We start from the raw sequence: 23602 nt of genomic DNA, 5'->3' as shown, positions 1-23602 counted from the left end.
CCGCGCCGGCACGCGGCATGAATCTTCCGCCAGGGCGATCATGACGCAGGACTGGAGGAATTGCGATGCCTGATGGCGGCGCGGACTGGCCTCGATGCGGCCTGCCTCAAACTCAGGCCGGCAGACGGTCGATCGCGGCTGTGTCGTAATAGTTCTCGTGGAGGAAGCGCAGCGTCGCAATGCCGTCGGCAGGCTTGCCGAAGTGGTAGCCCTGTCCCATGCCGCACCCCAGCGACCGCAGCTTCGCGGCTTCCGAATAGTCCTCGATGCCTTCGGCAACGACTTCGAGATCGAGACCTTCGCACATCGTCAGGATCGCCTTGACGATGTGCTCGGAGGCACGGTCGGAATTGATGCGCGAGACGAAGGCACGGTCGATCTTCACCTTGTCGAAGATGAAATCACGCAGGCGGCCGAGACTGGATTGGCCGGTCCCGAAATCGTCGAGCGAGATGCGCACGCCCGCCTGGCGCAGATCGGAAAGGATGCGGTGGGCCGTATCGGCGGAACTCATGACGGCGGTTTCGGTGATTTCGAGCTCCAGCCGGTGCGGGTCAAAGCCGACGCGGCCGAGGATGGAGAGCACGTTGGTGCTCGTGCCCGGGTCCATCAGCTGCGCGGAGGAAAGATTGAAGGACAAGAACAGCTCGCGCGGCCATGAGAGCGCCGCCTCGGCTGCCTTTCTAAGCAAGGTTTCCGACAGTGCGTCGATGAAACCGCGCTCCTCGGCAAGCGGTACGAAGACACCCGGCGAAACGAAGCCGAGATCCGGATCGTTCCAGCGCGCCAGGGCCTCAAAGCCGATCACCTGATTATTCGACAGCGAGACGATCGGCTGAAAATGCACATCGATGGCGTCCGAAATGATGGCATTTCGAAGCGCCTGCTCCAGCTGCGTGGCGCGCTTCATCTCCTGTGCGATCTCGCGCGAATAGACGGTGATCTGGCTGCGCCCGCGGCGCTTGGAGCGATAGAGAGCGGTTTCAGCGCTTTTTAAAAGTTCGTCGAATTCCTCACCGGCAAACGGATAGATGGCAAACCCGAAGGACGCGGAAAGGCGAACATTGCGATCGCCGAGATCGTAGGGCGCCGACAGCACTTCGCGGATCATCTGCCCGAACTTTTCGGCACTCGCGCGCTCGAAGATCAGCGGCAGCACGAAGGCAAATTCGTCGCCATCATGGCGGGTGACCAGGGCTCCATCCGGAATGCATGCCTTCAGGCGAAGGGCAACCTGGCAAAGGATCTCGTCGCCGGCCGCGGAACCGAAGAGATCGTTGATCGGCTTGAAGGAATCGAGGTTAGCAATACCGATGGTGAAAGGAGCCGGATCGCTTGCGCGCTCCGTGGAAATCTGGCGGACGCTGTCGCGCATGCGGTGGCGGTTACCGAGGCCGGTAAGCGGATCGGTATATGCCATAGCCTGAAGCTCGTTCTGGCTCACAGGCAAGAAGGGTATATCCGCCGGCTTCATCGTTCAACCTAAGCTGTCGTCATTCGCACTCGGAAGAATGGCGAGCAAGTCTTAACAAACCGATAGTACGCGGCGCCCTCAGCGCATTCGCGTGTAGGCGGCCAATGGTATCGCTTAGGGTCAGAACCTACTAAATGCGTGCCCGGAGCGGCTCGGCGGCAAGATACTTCTGGAAGATCGTTTCCAGCATGTCCGGACTGACGGGCTTCATGATGACATCATCCATTCCCGCCTTCGTGCATTCGGCGCGATCCCGCTCAAATGCCTGGGTCAACACACCGATGATCGGCGTATGTTGCGGCTGGTCTTCTTCCATCTCACGGATCATGCGCGCCGCCTCGAAACCATTCAGTCCCGGCAGCGAAATGTCCATCAGCACGATCTGCGGCTTGTGCTCCGTCCAGAGACGCACAGCATCGTCGCCGCTGGCCGCGATCATATAGCGATAACCCAGTCCCTCGAGGATTTGGGAAAAGACGATCTGGTTGATGTCGTTGTCTTCCGCCACGAGCACCTGGAGAAAGTCCGCCTCCGAGGACGTCGTGATCTCCCAGTCGGCTTCGCCTTCGGTTGTGGGCGTCTGCTTGTTGCGGTTGAAGTGCCGGGCGATCTGGAACGTCAACTCGTTGGCAAGCTGGAACCCATCCATGACCAGAACCGGAATGCCATAGTGCCCGGCGAGCTCCAGGCAGCGCATGCCCATTTGATTGTCGATGATCACAAGATCCAGCGTAAGGCCGGCAGAGGTTGCCATCTCGAGGAACCGCTCCTCCTCATCCTCGCCCCTGACCGCGCATGCTTCAAAGCCGTATTTCGCAAGCGTGCGGATCGCGCCCGCTTCAGCGGCGATGTCGCCGGTGACGACCAGGATCTTGCGGCCGGAAAAGTTTTCCGGAACGATCGTCTCCATCGCGGCCGGCTCCCGGTGCTCGGTATCGCCGTTAAGCGGCACGTAGGCCCGGCGATAGGAGTGATGGCTCGACGTCGTGATTGCAGTTGCCCGGTCGAACTCGTCGAGATCGGCGCCCTCGCGCGGCAGATCCTGCATCGTGGAGACAAGGAAATAGCGCCCCGGCTTACCGATGCGGTGCTTGCGGCTGACGATGTCGCGCTCCGAACCATCGCGCGAGATCTGCCGCTGACGCACCACGGACATCTCGCCCGTTTCCAGAACATGCCGATCACTCTCTTCGAAGCGCTGAGCGACTTCGGGGGAGAAGAGATCACTGCTCTTGTGGCCCAGCACCTGGTCGACGGTCGTCTGATATTTCTCGCAGAAGGCGATGTTGGCGGCGACGTAAGTGAGATTGCGGTCCTTGACGAAGAGCGGGAACGGCAGGTTGTCGAGGATATCCTCGGTGAGCTGCACGCGTTCGAGGTCGGAACGCCACTGCTCCTCGCGTTTCCTCTCCTCGGAAATATTCGAGATGACGGAAACGCAATAGCCGCTCGGCAGACGGCGCTTGACCAACCGGACCCAGCGGTCGATGCCGTGGCGCTCGATCATCTCGTACCGCTCGCGCCAGTGGGAGGCAATCCTCTGCGAAAGCCAATCCTCGCGGCCAAGCGAACCGCCCGGTTGCTTAGCTGCATATTGCTGGTGAAGGCCAGTGTCGTAGACCGCACCGAGAAAATCCCGTAGCCGGGTCCCGGGCTTCAGGACGACCGGCGAGATCGGGAAAAAATCGAGCACCTGCCGGCTCGCGAAAATTATCTGATCGTTCTTATCGTAGATGATGAGAGCGGCCGAGAGGCCATCCGCAATGGCTTCAAAGAGCGCAGGCTGCAGGTCAGTTTCAGGCAGCATTTCATCGCTTATGGATGATGCGTCCGCCTTTTCGAAGCCGGCACTCATTCCTTCACGTCCCACATCGATCCGATTTCACAGCGCTCATTGGTTGTATGCGCCCAAAATGCCAGCTTTCCCCTAACGGCAGCTTAACATTAAGCAGTACAATTCAGGGAAGCTGAACACTCCTCTGGACGGAGCTTTTTAGCCTTCCCTCGGACATGCGAATCCGCGAAAATGAGATATGGCCATCAGACAGCTCTCCGAAACGCTCATCAACCAGATCGCCGCCGGCGAAGTCATCGAACGTCCGGCCAGCGCGGCGAAAGAACTGATCGAGAATGCGCTGGATGCCGGTGCAACCCGCATCGAGATCGCCACCTCCGGGGGCGGCAAGGGCTTGCTGCGTGTCAGCGACAACGGCGTCGGCATGGATGCCGCCGATCTGGAACTTGCAGTGCGGCGGCACTGCACCTCGAAGATTTCGACAACGCTCGATGACATTCGCACCCTTGGCTTTCGCGGCGAGGCTCTGCCTTCCATCGGATCCGTAGCGAAGCTCAGCATTTCCAGCCGCCGGAAGGATGGCGGCGTCGGGAGCGAAATTGCAGTCGCTGGTGGCAAGGTGCTGCATCTCAGGCCCTCCGCAGGCAATCCGGGCACGATCGTCGAAGTGCGCGACCTCTTTTTCGCAACGCCTGCCCGCTTGAAGTTCCTGAAGACGGAAAAGGCCGAGGCGGCGGCCATCACGGAAGTCGTCAAACGGATGGCCATCGCTTTTCCACGCACGCGCTTTGTGCTGTCCGGCACCGACCGCAGCACGCTCGAGTTTCCCGCGACCGGAGACGACCACCTGGCCCGGATGGCGCAGGTGCTCGGCAAGGAATTCCGCGACAACGCGATTGAGCTCGATGCAGAGCGCGAAGGTATCGCACTCACCGGTTTTGCCGGCGTGCCGACTTTCAACCGCGGCAACTCGGCGCATCAGTATGCCTTCGTCAACGGCCGCCCGGTGCAGGACAAGCTGATCCTCTCGGCGATCCGCGGCGCCTATGCAGAAACGATCCCGGCCGGACGCTATCCGGTAGCCGTGCTGTCGCTGTCGCTCGATCCGGCTCTAGTTGATGTCAACGTGCATCCGGCCAAATCGGACGTCCGCTTCCGCGATCCCGGTCTCGTGCGCGGGCTGATCATCGGCGCGGTTCGCGAGGCACTGGCGCGCGACGGAAGCCGGGCGGCAACGACAGGCGCCGACGGCATGCTGCGCGCCTTCAGGCCAGGCTTCCAGCCGAACTACCAGCGACCGCCGCAAGCGGCATGGTCGGCCGAAACCTCCCCGTCCCGCCCCTATCAGACGACAAACGGCAGTTTTGGCGAGAGGCCGCAGAGTTCTTTCGACGGGCTGAGCATGCCGGCCGCGCGCACCGAACCGCAGGCTCGGACATTGCAGCAGACCGCGCCTCGCGAAGAACCGCAACCGCACTATCCACTCGGCGCGGCGCGGGCGCAGATCCACGAAAACTACATCGTCGCGCAGACAAATGACGGACTTGTCATCGTCGACCAGCATGCCGCGCATGAGCGGCTGGTCTTCGAGGCAATGCGCAAGGCGCTGCATTCGAACCGGCTGGCGTCTCAGGTTCTGCTGATTCCGGAAATCGTCGACCTGCCGGAAGAAGATTGCGACCGGCTGATGGTGCATGCCGAGGGGCTTGGCGAGCTCGGTCTTGCGATCGAGCGCTTCGGGCCGGGCGCGATTGCCGTACGCGAAACGCCGGCAATGCTCGGCGAGGTGGATGCGCAAGGCCTGATCCGCCAGCTTGCCGACGAGATCGCAGAGTGGGATACGGCCTCGGGTCTCGCGGCCAAGCTCGAATACGTCGCTGCGACCATGGCCTGCCACGGCTCGGTGCGCTCCGGCCGCAGGCTTCGCCCGGAGGAAATGAATGCGCTGCTCCGGCAAATGGAAGTGACGCCGGGTTCCGGCCAGTGCAATCACGGACGGCCGACCTATATCGAACTGAAGCTGTCGGATATCGAGCGCCTGTTCGGACGCAGCTGAAAATACTGGCAATCGTGCTTTCGCCGCGATATTGGCAGGAGAAGGCAACCGGGAACGGAGCAGGATGAACTTGTTTGAAGCAAATGGAAACCGCGAAGCGAAGATCCGCTATCTCGACGCAGATTTCCAGATCCTGTCGCCGGGCTCCTACGTCGTCTGCGCCATGACCGGCAAACATATCCCGCTCGACGAACTGCGCTACTGGAGCGTTGCCCGGCAGGAACCTTATGCCGACGTGGTCTCGTCCTTCGAGGCGGACAAACGCGCGGGCGTGCTGCCGAACCAGAAGCGCTGATATTACTTGCGTTTTTCCCTCAGCCGCCGCTGCCGGCAGGCATCTATCGCACGATCGACGATAAGACCGGGCGCCTGATGATCCTCGAAAGCCATTTCGACTTCGATGACGCGGCATTTGGCGGCGAGTTCTTCGGCCCTGCCATGATGGCCCGCGAGCCGCACGAAGTCCTTCGATGTGGTGACGATCGACAGGTTTTCCCGTTCGGCGGTTGACAGCAGATCCACCATCTCGTCGTCGGTCAGGTGCTCGTGGTCACCGAAGGACCTGCTGACTGCGATCTCGGCGCCAAGCGATTCCACCGTCCGGAAGAATTTGCCGGGATCGGCGATGCCTGCGAAAGCCAGCACCTTCCGGCCGGCGAGATCGTTCTCGCCGTAGACTTTCAGCGATGCGGTGAAATAGGGTTTTGCGGCACGGGCAGCCATGCGGACGACCGCGTCCGCGGCATTGCCCTTTCCTACTTTTAAGAGAGCGCTGACGTAGCGCATCTGCACCGCGATCGGCGCGCGTACCGGCCCGCCCGGCACCGTATGTGCGTTGCCCAGGCCGCGCACGGCATCGATAACCAGCAAGGCGTAGTCGATTGCGAGCTTCGCGCTCTGGAAGCCGTCATCCATGATGATGAGGTCGGCGCCCTCCTTGACCAGCCGCTCTGCGCCCTCGACCCGGCGGCGGGAAACGACCGTCAGCGCCTCGCGGGCAAGCAGCAGCGGCTCGTCGCCGACGGCAACCGCGCGATGATGAGCGGGTTCGACAACCACTGTAACGTCCAGAGAGCCTCCGTAACCACGGCTCAGGAAGCCGGGCTTCAGGCCCTTTGCTTTAGCCGCGCGGGCGATCGCCAGCGCTGTCGGCGTCTTTCCGGCGCCGCCGACGGTGAAGTTGCCGACGCAGATGACCGGTACGGGAACGGAGGCGCGGTGCGCATGCTTCATCCGGTAGCCGGCGATGCGTCCGTAAAGGAAGGAAAAGGGCGAGAGCGTCCACGCCCGCCAATCGGCTTTCGTCCACCAGAACGGCGGCGCTTCGGATACCATAGGTGCCGCCTTGCGCTCTTCCGGTGCCCCCAGCACCCGGTTACTCATCGACTGCGGGGAAACAAAGGGCAAAACTGAAGAAAAAGCAAGCTTTTGCTTCCCGCACCCTCATTCCTGTGCTCGTCGGTGGAGTGAGGGAGCTACGGAGGTGCGGTCGCGACATAATCGACCGGCTATGCCTGCAGCCAATCACGCTGGCTGGAGGTCGTGCAGCAAATCCTCAAGTTCGGTGATGTCGTTGAGGCAATAATCGGACGCAGCCGCGAGCGATTCCCGCGAACCGGTGCCCGTCAGAACAGCGACCTTGAGGCCCGCCTCCGCATTGTGGCCCATGTGCAGATCGTGATTGTTGTCGCCGACGACCGCCACTTCCGCCGGCTTCAGCCCGGTCGCCTTGCAGAAGCCAAGAACCATCCCGGCTTCCGGCTTGCTGCCGAAACCGCTGTCATAGCCGGCGATGTAGTCCACAAACTCGGCAAAGCCGAAACGCTGGGCCATCAGGCGGATAGAGCGTTCGTTGTCGCTGGAAGCGATGCCCAGTTTGAAGCCACGGCCATGCAGGCGGCCGAAGAAAGCGGCCAGATCCGTCACAGGAACGCTGAATTCCGCGGCATTGGAAAAAAGCTCGTCGAGCTTGATCGCCAGTTCCACGACCTCGACCTTGGATCCGGCAGCGACCAATCCTTCGGCGATCTGCCGGGTATTGCCAGCCGCAAGCAGGCTGTCGGGCACGATGTGGCCGGTCAACGGGTCCATGCCGCAGGCGGCGAGCAGCTGATCGGCAAGAACGGCATCTCCTTGGGAAGCGATGCGCGCCAGCTCGCGGTTCACCGGCAGCCAGCTCTCATCATAGTCCAGCAGGGTGCCGTCCTTGTCGAAGAGAATGCCCTTGATGCTTCTAGCCACCATCTTTGAATCAGCCCTCTGCCATCATTTTCGGCAGCAGTCTTGCCTTTACGGTCAGCGGATTGATGTAGGGCTCGAGAGACTTCACCGTAGCCGTCAATGCGCCGCGCATTTCTTGCACAGCGCCAATGCCGGCGTCGATCATTTTGCGCCGCGCCTCGTCGTTGATAAGAAGATAGTGGACCCCCTTGGCCAGCATCTCGGTATCGCGCACCATGCGCGCGCTGCCGCGCCGGGCGAGCTTCTGATAGGCCTCGCGGAAATTCTGGACATTGCTGCCGGAAAGCACGGCGCAGCCGAGCATGGCAGGTTCGAGCGGATTTTGGCCGCCCTCCGCAAACAGGGAACGGCCGACGAAGGCGACTTCCGTCAATCGCAAGTAAAGGCCCATCTCGCCAATCGTATCGCCGAGGAAGATATCGGTGTCCGGCGACAGCACGTCGTTGCGTGTGCGGCGGGCAACCTTGAGCCCAAGCTTGACGAGCTCTGCTTCGATCTCATCCGAGCGCTCGGGATGCCGCGGCACGATGATGGTCAGCTGTCCGTTGCGATCCTTGAGCGTGCGATGAACGATCGCCGCGGCATTCTCCTCGCCGTCGAAGGTCGAGATCGCGGCCCATGTCTTGCGCCCCCCGATCTGCTTCTTATAGCGGGCCAAGGTCGATGCGTCATAAGGCGGCGCGTCCGTATCGACCTTCAGGTTGCCGGAGGTGGTCACATGCCTTGCGCCGAGATCACGGAAGCGCTCCGCATCAACATCCGACTGAGCGATGACAAGTGCGAGATTTTCGAACAGAGCTTCGGCGATCGCGAGACGCCGCTGCCAGCGCGCGAACGAACGGTCGGACATGCGGGCATTGACGAGAATCTGCGGAATGCGCCGGCGGCCGAGTTCCATGATCGTCGCCGGCCAGATCTCCGACTCCGCAATGATGGCGCAATCCGGCTGCCAGTATTCGAGGAAGCGGCCGACCGCAGGCTTCAGGTCGAGCGGCACATATTGGTGGATCGCTTCATTGCCGACGCGCTCGGCGGCAAGCTTTGCGGAAGTGATCGTTCCGGTCGTCAGGATAACATGAATGTCGCGGCGGCGGATCTCGCGGATGAGGGGAATGATGGCGTTGGTCTCACCGACGCTCGCGGCGTGGATCCAGACAAGCGGACCCTGCGGCCGGTTGGCGCTCGCATAACCGAAGCGCTCCATGCGGCGGGCGCGCTCTTCCTTGCCCTTTGCGGTCCGGTAGGCGAGATAGGCACTGACGAGTGGGGAAGCGATGGTCCCCGCCGTCCGATAGAGGCCCAGCGCGAACCGCGCGCTCGGCGAGCTCATCTAGAATGCCTCCGATCAGCAGTGATCCTCATCAAACCCATTCCCCAATCATTGTTGCGGCCGGAATGACCGAGTAATTTGTTCAGAATGCGTCAATCGACGGCGGCGAGTATGGGCTGCTGCAAGCCGGCACCGCCGCTTGAGCAAATGCCGGTGCATAAACGCCTAATCAGGCTTTTCCGCTCATATTCTCGGGATCGAGCAAGCGATGCATATGGACGATGAAATAACGCATATGCGCGTTGTCGACCGTCGATTGCGCCTTACCTTTCCAGGCCGTCAGCGCGGAGGCGTAGTCCGGAAAGATGCCGACGATATCGAGATCCTTCAGATCGCGAAACTGGACATCTGCCAGGCTTTCCAGTTCGCCGCCAAATACGAGATGCAAGAGCTGCTTTTTGCCGCCGGATTCCGTCATTTTTCTTCTCTTTCGCTTCTATCCCCCGCGCCTTCATCTGCGGGATTTTGACGCAAACGTCAACTGCTTCGTCTCAGCGCAAGCCCTTCGAGGAACTCCGCAACGCGGGGCGCGGCAGCGCCGCAAAGCTCGGCGTGACTGACCTGCGGGCGATTGTAGAGAACCGCGCGTCCCTCGAGGTCGGTGAGCCGGCCTCCGGCGCGCTCCAGGATAAGGTCGGCCGCCGCCAGATCCCAATCATGCGAATTGCGCTTGACGAAGGTGCCTTCGAGGCGGCCGTCGGCAACCATCGCGAGGCGATAGGCGAGCGACGGCACATGCTTTACCCGCTCGATTTTCTCCTGAAGATGACCAGGAAACGATTTCAGCACATCCTCGCCTATCGCAAAACGGCTGACGGTTTCCGGCCCCTTGGCCGATGCGGCGATGCGCTCGCCATTCTTCATCGCAATGCCGCCTTCGACGGCCTCGAAAAGCTCCTCGAGTGCGGGAGCGTAGAGCACTCCCGCGACGGGCCTGCCGCGATGGACCACGGCGACGCTGACACACCACAAGGTCTGGCCGCCGAGGAAGGCGCGCGTGCCGTCGATCGGATCGATGATGAAAAGCGTCTCTGTCGAAAGACGGGCGGCGCTATCTTCCGTTTCTTCGGAAAGCCAGCCGTAATTCGGCCGGGCGGCGCGCAGGATCGATTCAAGCCGTTCGTTCGCGGCGAAATCCGCGGCGCTCACCGGAGAGCGGCCTTCGTTCTTCCACCAGACTTCCGGCGACTTGTTGAAGAAATTCAGAGCGACGCCGCCTGCCTGTTTCGCGGCATCGGCGATCAATTCGAGATCGCTCTGCCAGCGAAGCGTTCCAACGTCGTTCATTGCATCAATCCATTCTAGCGCCCGGCGAGCGTCATTCCCTCGATCGCGAGAGTCGGGGCCGCAACACCGTATTTGCGGTCAATGTCGTTGGCGGGCGTTATGCGCATGAACATGTCCATGAGGTTCGAAGCGATCGTCACTTCGGACACCGGGAATGTCAGTTCGCCGTTTTCGATCCAGAAGCCGGTGGCGCCGCGGCTGTATTCGCCGGTGATCATGTTGACGCCCTGGCCGATAAGCTCGGTCACATAAAAGCCGTTGCCGACGCTCCGGATCAGATCTTCCGGCGAAATGTCGCCAGGCTCAAGGGCGAGGTTCGTGGAGGTGGGTGTTACCGAATTGCCGCTGCGCACCCCGCGCCCGTTGGTTTGCATGCCGATTTCGCGCCCTGTCGCGGTGGAGAGAAACCAGTGCTTCAGCACACCATCCTCGATCATGACCAGCCTCTCGCCGGAAATGCCCTCGCCATCAAAGGGACGCGACGACGGGCCGCGAACGATCAAGGGGTCGTCCGTAATCGAAAGGCCGGATTTCAAGACCTGCTGGCCCATCTTGTCGCGCAGGAAGCTGGACTTGCGCGCGACCGCCGCCCCATTGATCGCGCCGGCGATATGGCCGACAAAGCCCCGGGCGATGCGCGGATCGAAGACGACCGTGACGTCCTTGCCGGTATCGACCTGGCGCGGATTGACACGCTTGACCGCACGCTCGCCGGCACGGCGGCCGATTTCGGCAGCCTCGTCGAGTTCGGCATAATAGAGGCGGCTGTCGTAGTCGTAGTCGCGCTCCATGCCGGTGCCTTCGCCGGCAATGACGCTGACCGAACGGCCGAAGCGCGAGCCCATGTAGCTTCCCTCGAAGCCGTGCGACGTGACGAGAACCAGGCCTCCATAACCGGCCGAAGCCCCGCCGCCGGAGGAATTGGTGACGCCCTTGACCTCAAGCGCCGCGGCCTCCGTCGCAAGGGCGGCCTCGCGCAACATGTCGGAGGAAACCTCCGTCTGGTCGAAAAGCTCGAGGTCGGGATAGGACTTCGCAAGCCTGTCCTCGTCCGCAAGGCAGGCGAACGGATCTTCGGGCGAAACCTTCGCCATTGCGACGGCGCGTTCGGCGAGCGCCTGTAGATCGAAGCCGGGATTGGCGGAAACGCTGGCAACCTTCTTGCTGACGAACACCCGCAGCGAAAAATCGTCGCTCTCAGACGATTCCGTGCCTTCGACCTTGCCCAGGCGGACGCTGACGGACTGCGAGCGAGAACGCACGACAACCGCATCGGCGGCATCGGCGCCGGCCTTCCTGGCGAGATCGATCAACTGGCTTGCGCGGGAAAGAAGTGTCGAGGAAGCTATTTCTGAGGACATGATTTGGCCTTTCCTTGGGCTTCCATTTATTGTGCACTTCCGGAAGCATCAAGGCCGCCGCTGCCGATTCTTTTTCGCGCAGCTTGCAGCCCACCCTATCATTGAAAGAACTTCACAGCATGTCCGCTCCCAATGCCCTCTTTTCCGAAACGATCCTGCTGCTCGGCGGAGCGGTCGTCGCAGCTCCGATTTTTAAGAAGCTCGGGCTTGGAACCGTGCTCGGCTATCTTGCCGCAGGGGTGGTGATCGGCCCGATCCTTCACGGCATCGCCGATAGCGAGCAGGTTCTGGGCGTTGCCGAACTGGGCGTGGTCTTCCTGCTCTTCATCATCGGCCTTGAGCTGAAACCGTCGCGACTTTGGCAGATGCGCCGTGACATCTTCGGGCTCGGCACCGCGCAGGTCGTGCTGACCGGACTAGCTTTGATGGCGCTTGCCTATCTTTCCGGCGTGCTCGACTGGCGGGGAAGTATCATCGCGGGTTTCGGGCTTGCGCTTTCCTCCACCGCCTTTGCCATACAGATTCTCGACGAGCGGGGCGAGGTGAACACGAGGTACGGACAGCGCTCCTTCTCGATGCTGCTTCTTCAGGACCTGGCGATCGTACCGCTGCTAGCGCTGATCACCGTTCTCGACGGTGGAAACGGCAGCAATACCCCGTTGCTGGACTTTGCCATCTCCGTCGGCGCCGTCGGCGCGATGATCATTATGGGCCGCTATCTGCTGACACCGCTCTTTCAGGTGATCGCAAGGACCGGCGCACGCGAGGCGATGATCGTGGCCGCCCTCTTCGTCGTTATGGGATCAGCCAGCCTGATGCAGTTCGCCGGGCTTTCCATGGCGATGGGTGCGTTTCTCTCCGGCGTCATGCTCGCCGAATCCTCCTACCGGCACGAGCTTGAAGCGGACATCGAACCCTTCCGCGGCGTGCTGCTCGCCATTTTCTTCATGGCGGTCGGACTGTCGCTTCAACTGAACGTGCTGATCGACAATGCAATCTTCATCATCGCCGCGGTGCCGATCTTCATGGCCGTCAAGGCGGTGATCATCTATGGCCTCTGCCGGGTGACCGGGTCTTCGCACGACGATGCCATCCGCATTGCCTTCCTGTTGCCGCAGGGAGGCGAGTTCGGGTTCGTGCTGTTCACCTCTGCGGGTGCGGTCGGACTGATGCCCTCGAGCACCGCATCGCTTCTCGTTGCCATCGTGACGCTCTCAATGGCACTGACACCACTCGGCGCCGCACTTTCGAAGCGCATGCTGAAGGGGGACGAACAGGAAGAACTCGACGAGGACTTCGAGGGAGCAGGAGCCGATGTGCTGATGGTCGGCTTCTCGCGTTTCGGTCAGATCGCTGCACAGATCCTGCTGGCCGGCGGGCGGGACGTGACGGTGATCGACTTTTCCCCGGACCGCATCCGCCAGGCCTCGTCGTTCGGCTTCCGCATCTATTTCGGCGACGGCACGCGCAAGGACGTGCTGCGCTCTGCCGGAATCGACAGAGCCAAGATCGTTATCGTCTGCACACAAAAGCGAGAGATCACCGATAAGGTGGTGGAACTGGTGCAAGCCGAATATCCGCATGCCAAGCTCTTCGTGCGCTCCTACGACCGCATCCATTCGATTGCGCTCAGAAACCTCAATGTCGATTACGAACTGCGCGAAACGCTGGAGTCCGGCCTGCTGTTCGGCCGCCGCACGCTGGAGGCGCTCGGAGTGAGCATGGAGGACGCCTATGAAATCGGCGAGGATATCCGCCGGCGCGACGAGGAGCGGCTGGTGCTGCAGGTCACCGAAGGCCTGCAAGCCGGCCGTGACATGCTCTTCTTCCGGCCGGTACGGCCGGAACCGCTGGTGAAGCCCAAGCGGGCGCTGGAACTCGACGACGATCCGTTGGCTGGAACCGCAGAAGCGACCGCCGATGCTTAGGGCGGCGAACTAGGCTCTGATGCGAGCGTCGAATTCCTGTTCGAGCGCACGCTTCAATTCGTCCTTCACGCCTGCCGACATCGCCAGCACCTCGCGCGCCTTCAGGAAATCCATGACGCCGGTGCGGCCGACGGAAGGGCGCAGGAAGATATGCGGCGGCTGGAGCTTCAATTTGAGGCTGATCGCGGTCTGCATCATCAACTGGCCGGATCCGAAGATGCTTTCCATGCGGTTCGGAATATGCGTGCCATCGCCTTCCGGAGCGCCGACGACATCGACGCCGATGACGATGTCGGCGATATCCATCAGGCATTCGTAAGGCACCGGATTGCTGATGCCGCCGTCGATCATCACCCGGCCATCAAGGCGCACGGGCATGAAGACAGCGGGGATGGAAGACGATGCCGCAAGCGCCGGGAACAGCGCCCCCTCGTTGATGACGACCTCGTTCTGCCCGTAATAATCGGTCGTGATGACGTTCATCGGAATAGGCAGATCCTCGAAACGGTCCGGCAGGTCGGCAGGCAGGAAAGCTTTGAGGATACGCTCAAGATTGAACTGACCGATGCGGATGCCTTTGGCAACGGCGTCCCGGACCGTCTGCGGCCGGAGACCCCAGATGCGGCTGACGACGGCAGTCTTGTTGCCGACGGTCATCAGCGCGTGCTCTCGGATCGCATCACCCGTCATGCCGGCGGCCATGCCGGTGCCCATGATCGCGCCGATCGATGCACCGGAAATCGCAACCGGGCGGATTCCGAGTTCGTCGAGGGCGTCAATGACGTGGATATGGGCAAGACCGCGTGCGCCGCCGCCCCCGAAGGCTACGGCCACAGTGGGCGTCGCGCTTGGGACAGGCATGTCATTACTCTCAATAACCGCCTGCTGCACAATCCCACTCCGGATGATCCGCCGCTACTGTGGTTGGTAGCGGAAAAAATGCACCTTTGTATCGCCGAAGACGCGATCTTCCAGAAAGAGATAGGCAGGGTCGGCGGAAACGGCAACATCCGAACGCTCTTCCAGAACGGCGATAGCACCCGGCACGAGCCAGCCGCCCTTGGCTGCGGCAGCCATCGCCTTTTCGCCCAATCCCTTGCCATAGGGCGGATCGGCGAAAAGCATGTTGAATGGCTCGAGATTGCCGACGGAGCCGAGGTCCGTGGCATCACGCCGCAGGATGCGCGTGCGGCCATGGAGGCTCAGGGCGTCGATATTCTCCCAGAGAAGCCCCCTGCCCTCGACGCTGTTTTCGACGAAGAGCGCATGGCGGCAACCGCGCGACACGGCTTCGAGGCCGACGGCGCCAGTCCCGGCAAACAGGTCGAGGATCCGGGTGCCGTCAAGACATTCCGGATAGGCATGGTTCAGGATATTGAACAGGCTCTCACGCGTCCGGTCGGCAGTCGGCCGGATGTCGTTCGATTTCGGTACGGCGAGCGGCCGTCCGCGAAACTCACCGCCGACGATCCGCACCGCGCGTCATTCCCTTTCCTTTCGGTCCACCACGCGACGGCCCGCCCGAAGGCCTGCCGCCACCACCCGGCCGATCGCCCTTGGGCTTGCCGGAGAAATTCTTCGATCCGCCCGGCTTACCGCCGAAGCTCTTGCCGCGGGGCTTACCGCCCGCAGGCTTGTCGCCGAATGGCCGTTCGCCACGCGGACGTTCCGAGCGGCCCTCTCCGGGAGCGCTGCGTGCAGCACGCGGACGATCGCCGAAGGAACGGGGACGCTCGTCACCCTCTTCGCGCGGCCTGCGATCACCGCGAGGCCTGTCGCCGAAGGGGCGATCGCCGCGCGGAGGACGGTCGCCAGCCGGGCGGTCTCCGCGAGCGGGACGATCACCAAACGAACGTGGGCGCTCATCACCCTCTGCACGCGGTCTGCGGTCGCCACGAGGCTTGTCGCCGAAAGGCCGATCTCCACGGCGGTCTCCACGAGCGGGGCGGTCACCAAAGCCGCGGCCCTCGCGGGCCGGCCGGTCGCCGAACGAGCGCTTGTGGCCGAAACCTTCGCCGTCATCCTTGCCCTTAGCCGGGACTTCGCTGGAACGGATCCACTCGCCTTCATCGTCGCGGGCACGGTTGATCTGCGGGCGCGGGCGATCCTCGCCGCGGGCAAAGCTCTTCGGCTGATCGTCGAATTCGCCGCGCTTGCGGGCGGTCTTGGCATTCTTGGCGGCCTTCGCCGCGGCCTTTTCGCCAAGCGGACGGGCGCCGGGCGCCATCCAGACATTGGCGCTGCGACGGCTGCCGAGCGCCGGGCGCTTCGGCCGGTCGTCATCCCTGCGGCCACCTTCGTGCCTGTCCTCCCGACGATCGTCGCGCTTCGTATCGAGGCGGCTCAGCGCACGCTCGCGCTTGTCTTCCGGCTTGCGAGGACGTTCGCGCCGTTCCGGCTTGGCTTCAGCTTCTTCCTCGGCGGCTACGGCAGGCGCGTTGTAGATCGGGGCATCGAAATTCGCCTTGGCATCCTCGATCAGCCGCGGACCAAGCTGATCGCGCAGCGTGCGGCCGCGCACTTCGATCACGTGGCCCTCCGGCAGATCGCCGAGCTGGAACGGGCCGTAGGAAATACGGATGAGACGGTTCACATCGAGGCCGAGCGCACCGAGCACGTTCTTGATTTCGCGGTTCTTGCCTTCGCGAAGACCCATGGTGATCCAGACGTTGGAACCCTGTGTGCGGTCGAGCGTCGCCTCGATCGAGCCGTAGAGCACGCCGTCGACGGCGATGCCGTCCTTCAACTTGTCGAGCGCTTCCTGATCGATCTCGCCGTGGGCGCGCACCCGGTAGCGGCGCAGCCACCCGGTGGTCGGCAGCTCGAGGGCGCGCGCAAGCCCGCCGTCATTGGTAAGCAGAAGCAAACCTTCCGTATTGATATCGAGGCGGCCGATCGACATGACACGGGGCAGCTCTTCCGGAAGCTTGTCGAAAACGGTCGCGCGGCCTTCCGGGTCGGAGTTAGTGGTCACCAGGCCGGCAGGCTTGTGATAGAGCCACAGGCGGGTGCGCTCGATGCCGCGGATCGGAACGCCATCGACCTCGATCTTGTCGGCAAGCGTGACGTTGACGACCGGCGTATCGAGAATCTTGCCGTTCAGCGTGACGCGGCCTTCCATGATCATGCGCTCAATGTCGCGGCGCGAGGCAACGCCTGCGCGCGCCATGACCTTGGAGATGCGTTCCGCCTTGGCCTCGCCTTCGGCCTCGGTGGCTGCAGCCGTCGGCGCAGCGCTCCTTGCCGGCTTGCCTTCATTTTTCGGCCGCGCATCGCGCGCGGGGGGCTTGCCACCCGGCCGTTTTGGCTTGTCTTTGAATGTCATTTGTTGTTTGCCTGCCTTTTGGGGCCTGTCTATCAGGTCGCGCCCCTGCGGTTAAGTAGGAAATTGCCGGATCGTGAAGACAAATCAGTTTATGGAAATGGCACTCGAGGAGGCGCTGGCAGCGGGCGAGCGCGGCGAAGTGCCCATCGGCGCCGTTGTGGTCTTAGAAGATAGGGTGATCGGACGCTCCGGCAACCGGACGCGAGAGCTCAACGACGTGACCGCCCATGCTGAGGTTGCGGCCATTCGTATGGCCTGCGAGGCGCTGGGACAGGAGCGCCTGACCGGCGCCGATCTCTATGTGTCGCTGGAACCCTGCACGATGTGCGCCGCCGCCATTTCCTTCGCGCGTATCCGCAGGCTGTACTACGGCGCGGAAGACCCGAAGGGCGGCGCGGTCGATAACGGCGTGAGGTTCTACGCGCAGCCCACATGCCACCACGCCCCGGAGGTCTATTCCGGTTTGAACGAAGTTCGATCGGCTGATCTTCTCAAGAAATTCTTTCAGGAAAAGCGAGATATCTGATCCCGCCCCGCAGGCGGCTGCTACTGAAGGAAGTTCCACCATTTCTTGCCGGTACCGGCAACAGCGGCATCCTTCTTGCGCTGCTTATCCTTCTTCGTCTCGGGTTCGCCGAGATCCTCAAGCTTGGCCGGGTCGTCGACCTGACGATATTCCGTCGGCGGATCGGAGATGAAGCGGCGCTGATCGATATAAGCACCCTTCTGCAGGGCACGGGCTTCGCGATAGGCCTTGGTCTGGGCTTCCGTCGTCGGGCGGCCGCCTTCGACGCCATTCTTGGCAAGCGGCGAGACGTAGGTGGATTTATCGCTATTGTCATCCGCCTCCTTGACGAGGCGTGCACGGGTTTCTTCCGGCGACTCGACCCACTGCGGATTGCCCGCAGTGGCGATCGACTGCTGCGGCTCGACAAGCGTTTCCCCGGAAGCCTGTGCCGGCATGACCAGCGTCGGGCGCGGCGTGTACTTTACGCCCTTGTTCTTGGGCTCGCGAGGCGCAATAGACACTGCCTGACCGAGATCGTCGCCGAGCTGTGCCATTGCGGTCGTGCCGGTGCCATAGGTCGGGCTCGTGCAGCCCGAAGTCATCGAGCTCGCCGCCACAACAACTGTCAGGCAAGCGCCTACATGGAACCAACGCGTCGCTAACATGAAAACCTTTCCAGCCATGCCGGTGCAATCATCGCCCTACCGGAATGTCCCCCTGACGTAAAATTCCGGCCATTTTCAGGCAGCTTCTACCGGATGAACTGCAAAATAGCAATTCATCCGGTAGTTTTCCTCTGCTTTACAATCCGAGCTCGCGAAGTGCAGCGGCGTCGCGTGCCGATACATCCGGATGGTTCGGATCGGACCCGACATCCTTGGTGATGCGCCAGGAGCGGGCGCATTTGGTGCCTTCGGCAAGTTTCGGCTCGACGCTGACACCGGGAACTTCCGGCAGACGGAAAGCCTCCGCCGGACCTTCGCCGCCGACAACAGCGATATCCGAGGTGATGCAGATTTCCGCGAAATCCAGCCCGTCGAGCGCGGCGCGGAGCGCACCGTCCGTGACGTGCACGACCGGGGCCGCCTCCAGCGACGAGCCGATGCGCTTGTCCTTGCGCTCGATTTCGAGAGCGCCGGTGACGACCGAGCGGATGGCGCGGACCTTCTTCCACTTCTCGGCGAGCGCCTCGTTCTTCCATTCGGCCGGGATTGCCGGGAATTGTTCGAGATGAACCGACACGGCGGAAGGATCGCGCGAAAGCCAAGCCTCCTCCGTGGTGAAGGGCAGCATCGGCGCAAGCCACGTCACCATGCAATCGAAGATCGTGCGGATGACATGCAGGCTTGCACGGCGGCGCAGGCTGGACGGCGCATCACAGTAAAGCGCATCCTTGCGGACGTCGAAATAGAAGGCCGAGAGCTCGACATTGGCAAAGTCGATGAGCGCGCGGGCGATCTTCTTGAACTCGAAGGCGTCGTAGGCTTCGCGCACAAGCTGATCGAGTTCTACCAGACGATGGAGCATGAGCTGCTCAAGCTCCGGCAGATCGCCAAGCGCGATGACCTCGCCCTTGTCGTGCGCCAGTGTGCCGAGCATCCAGCGGATCGTGTTGCGCAGCTTGCGATAGGCGTCGATGTTCGTCTGGATGATCGCCTTGCCGAGACGCTGGTCTTCCCAGTAGTCGGTGGTCATGACCCAGAGCCGCAGGATGTCGGCGCCGGCGTCTTTCATGACTTCCTGCGGGGTGACGGTGTTGCCCTTGGACTTCGACATCTTCTCGCCCTTCTCATCCATGGTGAACCCATGGGTGACAACGGCGTCGTAGGGCGCGCGGCCGCGGGTGGCGCAGCTTTCCAGAAGCGAGGAATGGAACCAGCCACGATGCTGATCCGAGCCTTCGAGATAGACGTCGGCCGGCCACTTGAGGTCCGGGCGATCCTCGAGCGTGAAGGTGTGCGTGGAGCCAGAATCGAACCAGACGTCGAGGATATCCATGACCTGCGTCCAGGGCTCGTTGGCCTTCGCGCCAAGGAAGCGCTCGCGAGCGCCTTCGGCGAACCAGGCATCGGCGCCTTCCTTCTCGAAGGCTTCGAGGATGCGGGCGTTCACCGCCTCGTCCTGCAGGATGCCGCCCTCCTCATCGACGAAGAGGCAGATCGGCACGCCCCAGGCACGCTGGCGCGACAGGACCCAATCCGGACGCTGTTCGATCATCGCGCGCAGGCGGTTCTGGCCGGCGCCGGGCACGAAGCGGGTTGCGTCGATGGCGCTCAGCGCGCGCGAGCGCAGCGTGGTGCCGTCGCCGAGTTCCTTGTCCATATAGACGAACCACTGCGGCGTGTTGCGGAAGATGACCGGCTTCTTCGACCGCCAGGAGTGCGGATAGGAATGCTTCAGGCGACCGCGCGCAAACAGCGCATGGCGGGCGATCAGCGCCTTGATGACCCGTTCATTGGCGTCACCCTTCTTGCCCTTGTCATCGATGACGCGTGCCGCCCCACCCTCGGCGTCCGGACCGAAGCCGGGAGCGTCAAGGGTAAAGAATCCTGCGTCATCCACAGGGAACGGGATCGTCGAGGAGATGCCGCGCGCTTCGAGCGCCCGGGCGTTGTCCATCCAGGCGTCGAAGTCTTCGCGGCCATGGCTAGGCGCTGTATGGACGAAACCGGTGCCGGCATCATCGGTCACATGATCGCCATCGAGCAGCGGCACCTGGAAATGGTAGCCGCCGCCGAGGCCGTGCAGCGGATGGGCGCAGGTGATGGCGGCAAGTTCCGCCGCTTCCACGTCGCGAACATGTTTAAACGTCACCTTCGCCTTCGCGGCAGATTCCTCTGCCAGACGCTTGGCAAAGATCAGCTTCTCGCCGGGTTGCGGACCGAAATCATTCTCCGCCGATGCAACCTCGTAGAGGCCGTAGCCATAGCGCGAGGAATAGGCGATCGCGCGGTTGCCCGGGATCGTCCATGGCGTCGTCGTCCAGATGACCACAAAGGCGCCTGCAAGAGATTCCGGGCCTTCCACGACCGGAAACTTCACCCAGATCATATCGCTTTCGACATCGGCATATTCGACTTCGGCTTCCGCAAGCGCGGTGCGCTCGACCACCGACCACATGATCGGCTTGGAGCCCCGGTAGAGCTGACCGCTCGTCGCGATCTTGAGGAGCTCGCCGGCAATGCGGGCCTCGGCATGGAAATTCATCGTCGTGTAGGGATTGTCGAAGTCGCCCTCGATGCCGAGGCGCTTGAACTCCTCGGACTGGATCTTGATCCAGCCGGCGGCGAATTCGCGGCACTCCTGACGGAATTCGTTGACCGGAACCTCGTCCTTGTTCTTGCCCTTCTCGCGGTACTTCTCCTCGATCTTCCATTCGATCGGAAGACCGTGGCAGTCCCAGCCGGGGACGTAGTTGGCATCACGGCCACGCATCTGGAACGAGCGGTTGATGACGTCCTTGAGGATCTTGTTCAGCGCGTGGCCGATGTGGATGTTGCCGTTGGCATAGGGCGGGCCGTCGTGGAGGACGAACTTCTCCCGGCCGGCGGCGGAGGCGCGCAGTTTCTTGTAAAGGCCCATCTCCTGCCAGCGGGCAACGGTTTCCGGCTCCTTCTGCGGCAGGCCGGCGCGCATCGGGAAGTCAGTCTCGGGCAGATAGAGGGTCTTCGAGTAGTCGATCTTTTCGGCTGTATCGGTCATGTTCAGCAATCGTTTCTGAGCGCCTTTTAGGCGCAACGGCTTCTAAATGTCTGGTGACGGAAGCGCTCGTTCACCCAAGCGCCAAAAACCCGGACCTTCCGGTCGCTTAGCGCGCGCGGAAGGCCGGGCCGATAATTCGCATCGCGCTCGGCAGCCGGACTTTGTTCATCGCGCCGGTTCATAGGCGCTTTTGCCGGGAAAAGGAAGAGGATTTTGCACTCGGCAGGCAATCACGAGCCGAGGTTAAATTGCCTGCCCGGCAGAATAATTTCGTGACACTGTCGAAATGACCGCAGCTCGAACGTCTTTAGGTTGCGGGCGTATGGAGGACACCAGGCGCCCTGATCAAACGTATCCCTGAGGAGTGAGGTGGATATGAGCAGTTCCTACCGTTGGGTCATCGTCGCCGCGGGCGCCCTGATGACGTGCGTTGCGCTCGGCGCGATGTTCTCTCTTGCCATTTTCCAGGTACCGATCGCCACCGAAACCGGCTGGTCGCACACCGGTATCGCCAGCGCCATGACACTCAATTTCGTCGTCATGGGCATTGGCGGCTTCATGTGGGGAGCGATCAGCGATCGCTTCGGCCCCCGCATCGTCGTGCTGATCGGCGCAGCGCTGCTCGGGCTTGCGCTCGTTCTTGCCAGCCGCGCCGGATCGCTCATCCAGTTCCAGCTGACCTATGGCATCGTCGTCGGACTTTCCGCCAGCGCCTTCTTCGCGCCGATGATCGCGGCGACGACCGCATGGTTCGACGAGAACCGCGGGCTCGCTGTTTCGCTCGTCTCGGCCGGAATGGGCGTCGCACCCATGACGATCTCGCCGCTCGCCCGTGCGCTGATCTCGGCCTATGACTGGCGTACTGCGATGCTGATCATCGGCGTCGGCGCATGGATGCTTCTGATACCTGCAGCGCTCCTCGTCCGCCGCGCACCCGTAACAGCCGGCGAAGCCGGGGCGTCCATGCTGGCGGACGGCGAACGGCCAGCGCTTGGCAAGATCTTCCGCTCGCCGCAGTTCATCGTTCTCGGCGGCACCTTCTTCGCCTGCTGCGCGGCGCATTCCGGCCCGATTTTCCATATGGTAAGCTACGCCACCATTTGCGGCGTGGCGCCGATGGCGGCCGTCAGCATCTATAGCGTGGAAGGACTTGCGGGCCTTGGCGGACGGCTTCTTTATGGCAGCCTCGCCGACAGGCTCGGGGTGAAACCGGTGCTCGTCGCCGGGCTGCTGGTGCAGGCGGCGGCGCTCGCCACCTATCTCGCCGTCAGCGAACTCGGCCAGTTCTATGCGCTCGCCGTCATCTTCGGCAGCGCCTATGGCGGCGTGATGCCGCTCTATGCCATCCTTGCGCGCGAATATTTCGGCCCGCGCGTCATCGGCACGGTGTTCGGCGCCGCGACGATGCTTTCCAGCATCGGCATGGCCTTCGGACCGTTGGCCGGCGGCTGGATCTTGGACACCTACGGCAACTATTCCTGGCTGTTCATCGGCTCGGCGCTGGTCGGGCTTGGGGCCGCGGGGATTGCCTTGGCATTCCCGCCGTTCCGCGGCGAGAATGCCCAGGCTGCGTTGGGAACGTCGTGACCGTGGACGGTGCTAGCTGAAGCAGAGTTTCCGGTCGAGCTCGCCGAGCGGCTTGACGCCCGCAAGCAGCGCCCTCGCCTCCTGCTCGTCGCGCTTCATCTGCTCGATGAGGGCTTCCAGGCCATCGAACTTCAACTCGGGCCGCAGATAGCCGAAGAGGGAGACGGAACAGGTCCGGCCATAAAGATCGCCGCTGAAATCGAAAAGATAGGTCTCGAGCAGCGTCGCGCCGTTTTCGGTCACCGTCGGTCGTCGGCCATAGCTGGCGACGGCATCGTAGAGCGTGCCGTCGTCCAGGCGGAAGCGAACGGCGTAGATGCCGGCTGCAAGTTCGGCCTCTGGCGGAAGCTGCATGTTGGCCGTCGGAAAGCCGAGCTGCCGGCCGAGCTTTTCCCCGCCAATCACCTCGGCCTCGACCGTGTAGTGATAGCCGAGCTGAGCGGCCGCCTCACTGACGTCGCCTTCCTTCAGCAGCTCGCGGATGCGGCTCGAGGAGACAACCTCGGCATTCTCGTCGCGGAAGGCGTCGATCAGGGTGACGCCGAAGCCGTATTTGTGGCCGGCATCCATCAGGAAGGCCGGGCCGCCCTCGCGGTTCTTGCCGAAATGGAAATTGAAACCGGTGACGACTTCGGACGCGCCGAGCCAATCCCGGAGGATGCCGTGAACGAACTCGTCAGGCGAGCGCTGCGAAAACTCACGATCGAAGGGGTATTCGATGACGGCATTGAAGCCGATCGCCTCGAGGATACGTGCCTTCAAAGGGGCTGGCGTAAGGCGAAAAACCGGCGTTTGTGGCTTGAAGACCGTTCGCGGATGGGGTTCGAACGTCAGCACGAGCGCGGGGATGCCCCGCTCTTTCGAGATTTCCAGCGCGCGATTCAGCACCGATTGATGGCCGCGATGCACGCCGTCGAAATTGCCAATGGCAATCACCCCGCCTTTCAAGCGGGCGGGCAAGGGTTCGCGGGTTTCGTTGCGGTGGAAGACGGTCATCGGCGGGCTCTT

19 protein-coding genes are annotated in these 23602 nt (G+C 62.4%); 5 read left to right on the top strand and 14 right to left on the bottom strand.

The window, feature by feature from the left end; all coding sequences use genetic code 11:
* Nucleotides 1-112: 112 nt before the first annotated feature.
* Together ACPYOJ_RS07785 and ACPYOJ_RS07780 are read right to left on the bottom strand one after the other, a co-directional pair.
* A complete protein-coding gene (locus ACPYOJ_RS07785) occupies nt 113-1474 on the bottom strand; it encodes a putative bifunctional diguanylate cyclase/phosphodiesterase (protein WP_481415727.1) in 1362 nt (453 codons plus the stop codon).
* 130 nt (nt 1475-1604) lie between these two features.
* On the bottom strand, nt 1605-3329 hold the full coding sequence (locus ACPYOJ_RS07780; protein WP_481415726.1) for a response regulator: 1725 nt from the start codon (nt 3327-3329) through the stop codon (nt 1605-1607).
* Between the two features lie 178 nt (nt 3330-3507).
* Between ACPYOJ_RS07780 and mutL the strand changes: the two genes are divergently transcribed.
* Both mutL and ACPYOJ_RS07770 read left to right on the top strand, forming a co-directional pair.
* A complete protein-coding gene (mutL, locus tag ACPYOJ_RS07775; protein WP_481415725.1) occupies nt 3508-5325 on the top strand; it encodes a DNA mismatch repair endonuclease MutL in 1818 nt (605 codons plus the stop codon).
* 64 nt (nt 5326-5389) lie between these two features.
* Nucleotides 5390-5620, top strand: coding sequence for a DUF2093 domain-containing protein (locus ACPYOJ_RS07770; RefSeq protein ID WP_168828544.1), 231 nt, complete (start codon nt 5390-5392; stop codon nt 5618-5620).
* 2 nt (nt 5621-5622) lie between these two features.
* On the opposite strand, the gene lpxK is transcribed toward ACPYOJ_RS07770, so the two are convergent.
* The 6 genes from lpxK to ACPYOJ_RS07740 form a co-directional block, all read right to left on the bottom strand.
* Entirely contained in the window at nt 5623-6660 is a 1038-nt protein-coding gene (lpxK, locus tag ACPYOJ_RS07765) for a tetraacyldisaccharide 4'-kinase (protein WP_481415724.1), read from the bottom strand.
* Nucleotides 6661-6849: 189 nt separating this feature from the next.
* Nucleotides 6850-7569, bottom strand: a complete 720-nt coding sequence (locus ACPYOJ_RS07760) for an HAD family hydrolase (RefSeq protein WP_481415723.1) — start codon at nt 7567-7569, stop codon at nt 6850-6852.
* Between the two features lie 7 nt (nt 7570-7576).
* Complete coding sequence (waaA, locus tag ACPYOJ_RS07755) at nt 7577-8896, bottom strand: lipid IV(A) 3-deoxy-D-manno-octulosonic acid transferase (protein ID WP_481415722.1); 1320 nt, start codon at nt 8894-8896, stop codon at nt 7577-7579.
* 169 nt (nt 8897-9065) lie between these two features.
* Nucleotides 9066-9314: a DUF4170 domain-containing protein gene (locus ACPYOJ_RS07750; protein WP_481415721.1), complete on the bottom strand. Its 249-nt coding sequence runs from the start codon at nt 9312-9314 to the stop codon at nt 9066-9068.
* Nucleotides 9315-9373: 59 nt separating this feature from the next.
* A complete protein-coding gene (locus ACPYOJ_RS07745) occupies nt 9374-10183 on the bottom strand; it encodes a 3'(2'),5'-bisphosphate nucleotidase CysQ (protein ID WP_481415720.1) in 810 nt (269 codons plus the stop codon).
* A gap of 14 nt (nt 10184-10197) precedes the next feature.
* Complete coding sequence (locus ACPYOJ_RS07740) at nt 10198-11544, bottom strand: TldD/PmbA family protein (RefSeq protein WP_481415719.1); 1347 nt, start codon at nt 11542-11544, stop codon at nt 10198-10200.
* A 119-nt stretch (nt 11545-11663) separates the two neighbouring features.
* On the opposite strand from ACPYOJ_RS07740, the gene ACPYOJ_RS07735 reads away from it, so the two are divergent.
* Nucleotides 11664-13472: a monovalent cation:proton antiporter-2 (CPA2) family protein gene (locus ACPYOJ_RS07735; RefSeq protein ID WP_481415718.1), complete on the top strand. Its 1809-nt coding sequence runs from the start codon at nt 11664-11666 to the stop codon at nt 13470-13472.
* Nucleotides 13473-13481: 9 nt separating this feature from the next.
* On the opposite strand, the gene ACPYOJ_RS07730 is transcribed toward ACPYOJ_RS07735, so the two are convergent.
* Genes ACPYOJ_RS07730 through ACPYOJ_RS07720 form a run of 3 tightly spaced genes read right to left on the bottom strand, consistent with a single transcriptional unit; the run spans nt 13482 to nt 16797 of the window.
* Nucleotides 13482-14363 carry a patatin-like phospholipase family protein gene (locus ACPYOJ_RS07730; RefSeq protein WP_481415717.1) on the bottom strand — a complete coding sequence of 294 codons (882 nt, stop codon included), beginning with the start codon at nt 14361-14363 and terminating at the stop codon, nt 13482-13484.
* A 24-nt stretch (nt 14364-14387) separates the two neighbouring features.
* Complete coding sequence (gene rsmD / locus ACPYOJ_RS07725; protein WP_168828535.1) at nt 14388-14948, bottom strand: 16S rRNA (guanine(966)-N(2))-methyltransferase RsmD; 561 nt, start codon at nt 14946-14948, stop codon at nt 14388-14390.
* Nucleotides 14929-16797 (bottom strand): pseudouridine synthase, encoded by a 1869-nt coding sequence (locus ACPYOJ_RS07720; RefSeq protein WP_481415716.1) that lies wholly within the window; start codon nt 16795-16797, stop codon nt 14929-14931. The genes rsmD and ACPYOJ_RS07720 overlap by 20 nt, the downstream gene beginning before the upstream one ends.
* Before the next feature lie 91 nt (nt 16798-16888).
* Between ACPYOJ_RS07720 and ACPYOJ_RS07715 the strand changes: the two genes are divergently transcribed.
* On the top strand, nt 16889-17323 hold the full coding sequence (locus ACPYOJ_RS07715) for a nucleoside deaminase (protein WP_168828533.1): 435 nt from the start codon (nt 16889-16891) through the stop codon (nt 17321-17323).
* Nucleotides 17324-17343: 20 nt separating this feature from the next.
* On the opposite strand, the gene ACPYOJ_RS07710 is transcribed toward ACPYOJ_RS07715, so the two are convergent.
* Nucleotides 17344-17970 (bottom strand): hypothetical protein, encoded by a 627-nt coding sequence (locus ACPYOJ_RS07710; RefSeq protein WP_481415715.1) that lies wholly within the window; start codon nt 17968-17970, stop codon nt 17344-17346.
* A 136-nt stretch (nt 17971-18106) separates the two neighbouring features.
* Nucleotides 18107-21007 (bottom strand): isoleucine--tRNA ligase, encoded by a 2901-nt coding sequence (gene ileS, locus ACPYOJ_RS07705; protein WP_481415714.1) that lies wholly within the window; start codon nt 21005-21007, stop codon nt 18107-18109.
* Between the two features lie 375 nt (nt 21008-21382).
* Between ileS and ACPYOJ_RS07700 the strand changes: the two genes are divergently transcribed.
* The gene (locus ACPYOJ_RS07700) at nt 21383-22594 is read left to right on the top strand and encodes an MFS transporter (RefSeq protein WP_481415713.1); all 1212 of its coding nucleotides are present in this window, start codon (nt 21383-21385) and stop codon (nt 22592-22594) included.
* Nucleotides 22595-22606: 12 nt separating this feature from the next.
* On the opposite strand, the gene ACPYOJ_RS07695 is transcribed toward ACPYOJ_RS07700, so the two are convergent.
* Entirely contained in the window at nt 22607-23590 is a 984-nt protein-coding gene (locus tag ACPYOJ_RS07695; RefSeq protein WP_481415712.1) for a bifunctional riboflavin kinase/FAD synthetase, read from the bottom strand.
* Between the last annotated feature and the right edge of the window lie 12 nt (nt 23591-23602).

It is taken from the genome of Rhizobium sp. SVR5-9E (assembly GCF_056755095.1).
The sequence above is the reverse complement of the archived record's forward strand: the minus strand, read 5'-3'. Positions and strand labels throughout refer to the sequence as shown.

Coding starts and splice junctions, on each gene's coding strand:
- ACPYOJ_RS07785 (WP_481415727.1), bottom strand. CDS start 1,474: ATGAAGCCGGCGGATATACCCTTCTTGCCTGTGAGCCAGAACGAGCTT.
- ACPYOJ_RS07780 (WP_481415726.1), bottom strand. CDS start 3,329: ATGAGTGCCGGCTTCGAAAAGGCGGACGCATCATCCATAAGCGATGAA.
- mutL (WP_481415725.1), top strand. CDS start 3,508: ATGGCCATCAGACAGCTCTCCGAAACGCTCATCAACCAGATCGCCGCC.
- ACPYOJ_RS07770 (WP_168828544.1), top strand. CDS start 5,390: ATGAACTTGTTTGAAGCAAATGGAAACCGCGAAGCGAAGATCCGCTAT.
- lpxK (WP_481415724.1), bottom strand. CDS start 6,660: ATGGTATCCGAAGCGCCGCCGTTCTGGTGGACGAAAGCCGATTGGCGG.
- ACPYOJ_RS07760 (WP_481415723.1), bottom strand. CDS start 7,569: ATGGTGGCTAGAAGCATCAAGGGCATTCTCTTCGACAAGGACGGCACC.
- waaA (WP_481415722.1), bottom strand. CDS start 8,896: ATGAGCTCGCCGAGCGCGCGGTTCGCGCTGGGCCTCTATCGGACGGCG.
- ACPYOJ_RS07750 (WP_481415721.1), bottom strand. CDS start 9,314: ATGACGGAATCCGGCGGCAAAAAGCAGCTCTTGCATCTCGTATTTGGC.
- ACPYOJ_RS07745 (WP_481415720.1), bottom strand. CDS start 10,183: ATGAACGACGTTGGAACGCTTCGCTGGCAGAGCGATCTCGAATTGATC.
- ACPYOJ_RS07740 (WP_481415719.1), bottom strand. CDS start 11,544: ATGTCCTCAGAAATAGCTTCCTCGACACTTCTTTCCCGCGCAAGCCAG.
- ACPYOJ_RS07735 (WP_481415718.1), top strand. CDS start 11,664: ATGTCCGCTCCCAATGCCCTCTTTTCCGAAACGATCCTGCTGCTCGGC.
- ACPYOJ_RS07720 (WP_481415716.1), bottom strand. CDS start 16,797: ATGACATTCAAAGACAAGCCAAAACGGCCGGGTGGCAAGCCCCCCGCG.
- ACPYOJ_RS07715 (WP_168828533.1), top strand. CDS start 16,889: ATGGAAATGGCACTCGAGGAGGCGCTGGCAGCGGGCGAGCGCGGCGAA.
- ACPYOJ_RS07710 (WP_481415715.1), bottom strand. CDS start 17,970: ATGTTAGCGACGCGTTGGTTCCATGTAGGCGCTTGCCTGACAGTTGTT.
- ileS (WP_481415714.1), bottom strand. CDS start 21,007: ATGACCGATACAGCCGAAAAGATCGACTACTCGAAGACCCTCTATCTG.
- ACPYOJ_RS07700 (WP_481415713.1), top strand. CDS start 21,383: ATGAGCAGTTCCTACCGTTGGGTCATCGTCGCCGCGGGCGCCCTGATG.
- ACPYOJ_RS07695 (WP_481415712.1), bottom strand. CDS start 23,590: ATGACCGTCTTCCACCGCAACGAAACCCGCGAACCCTTGCCCGCCCGC.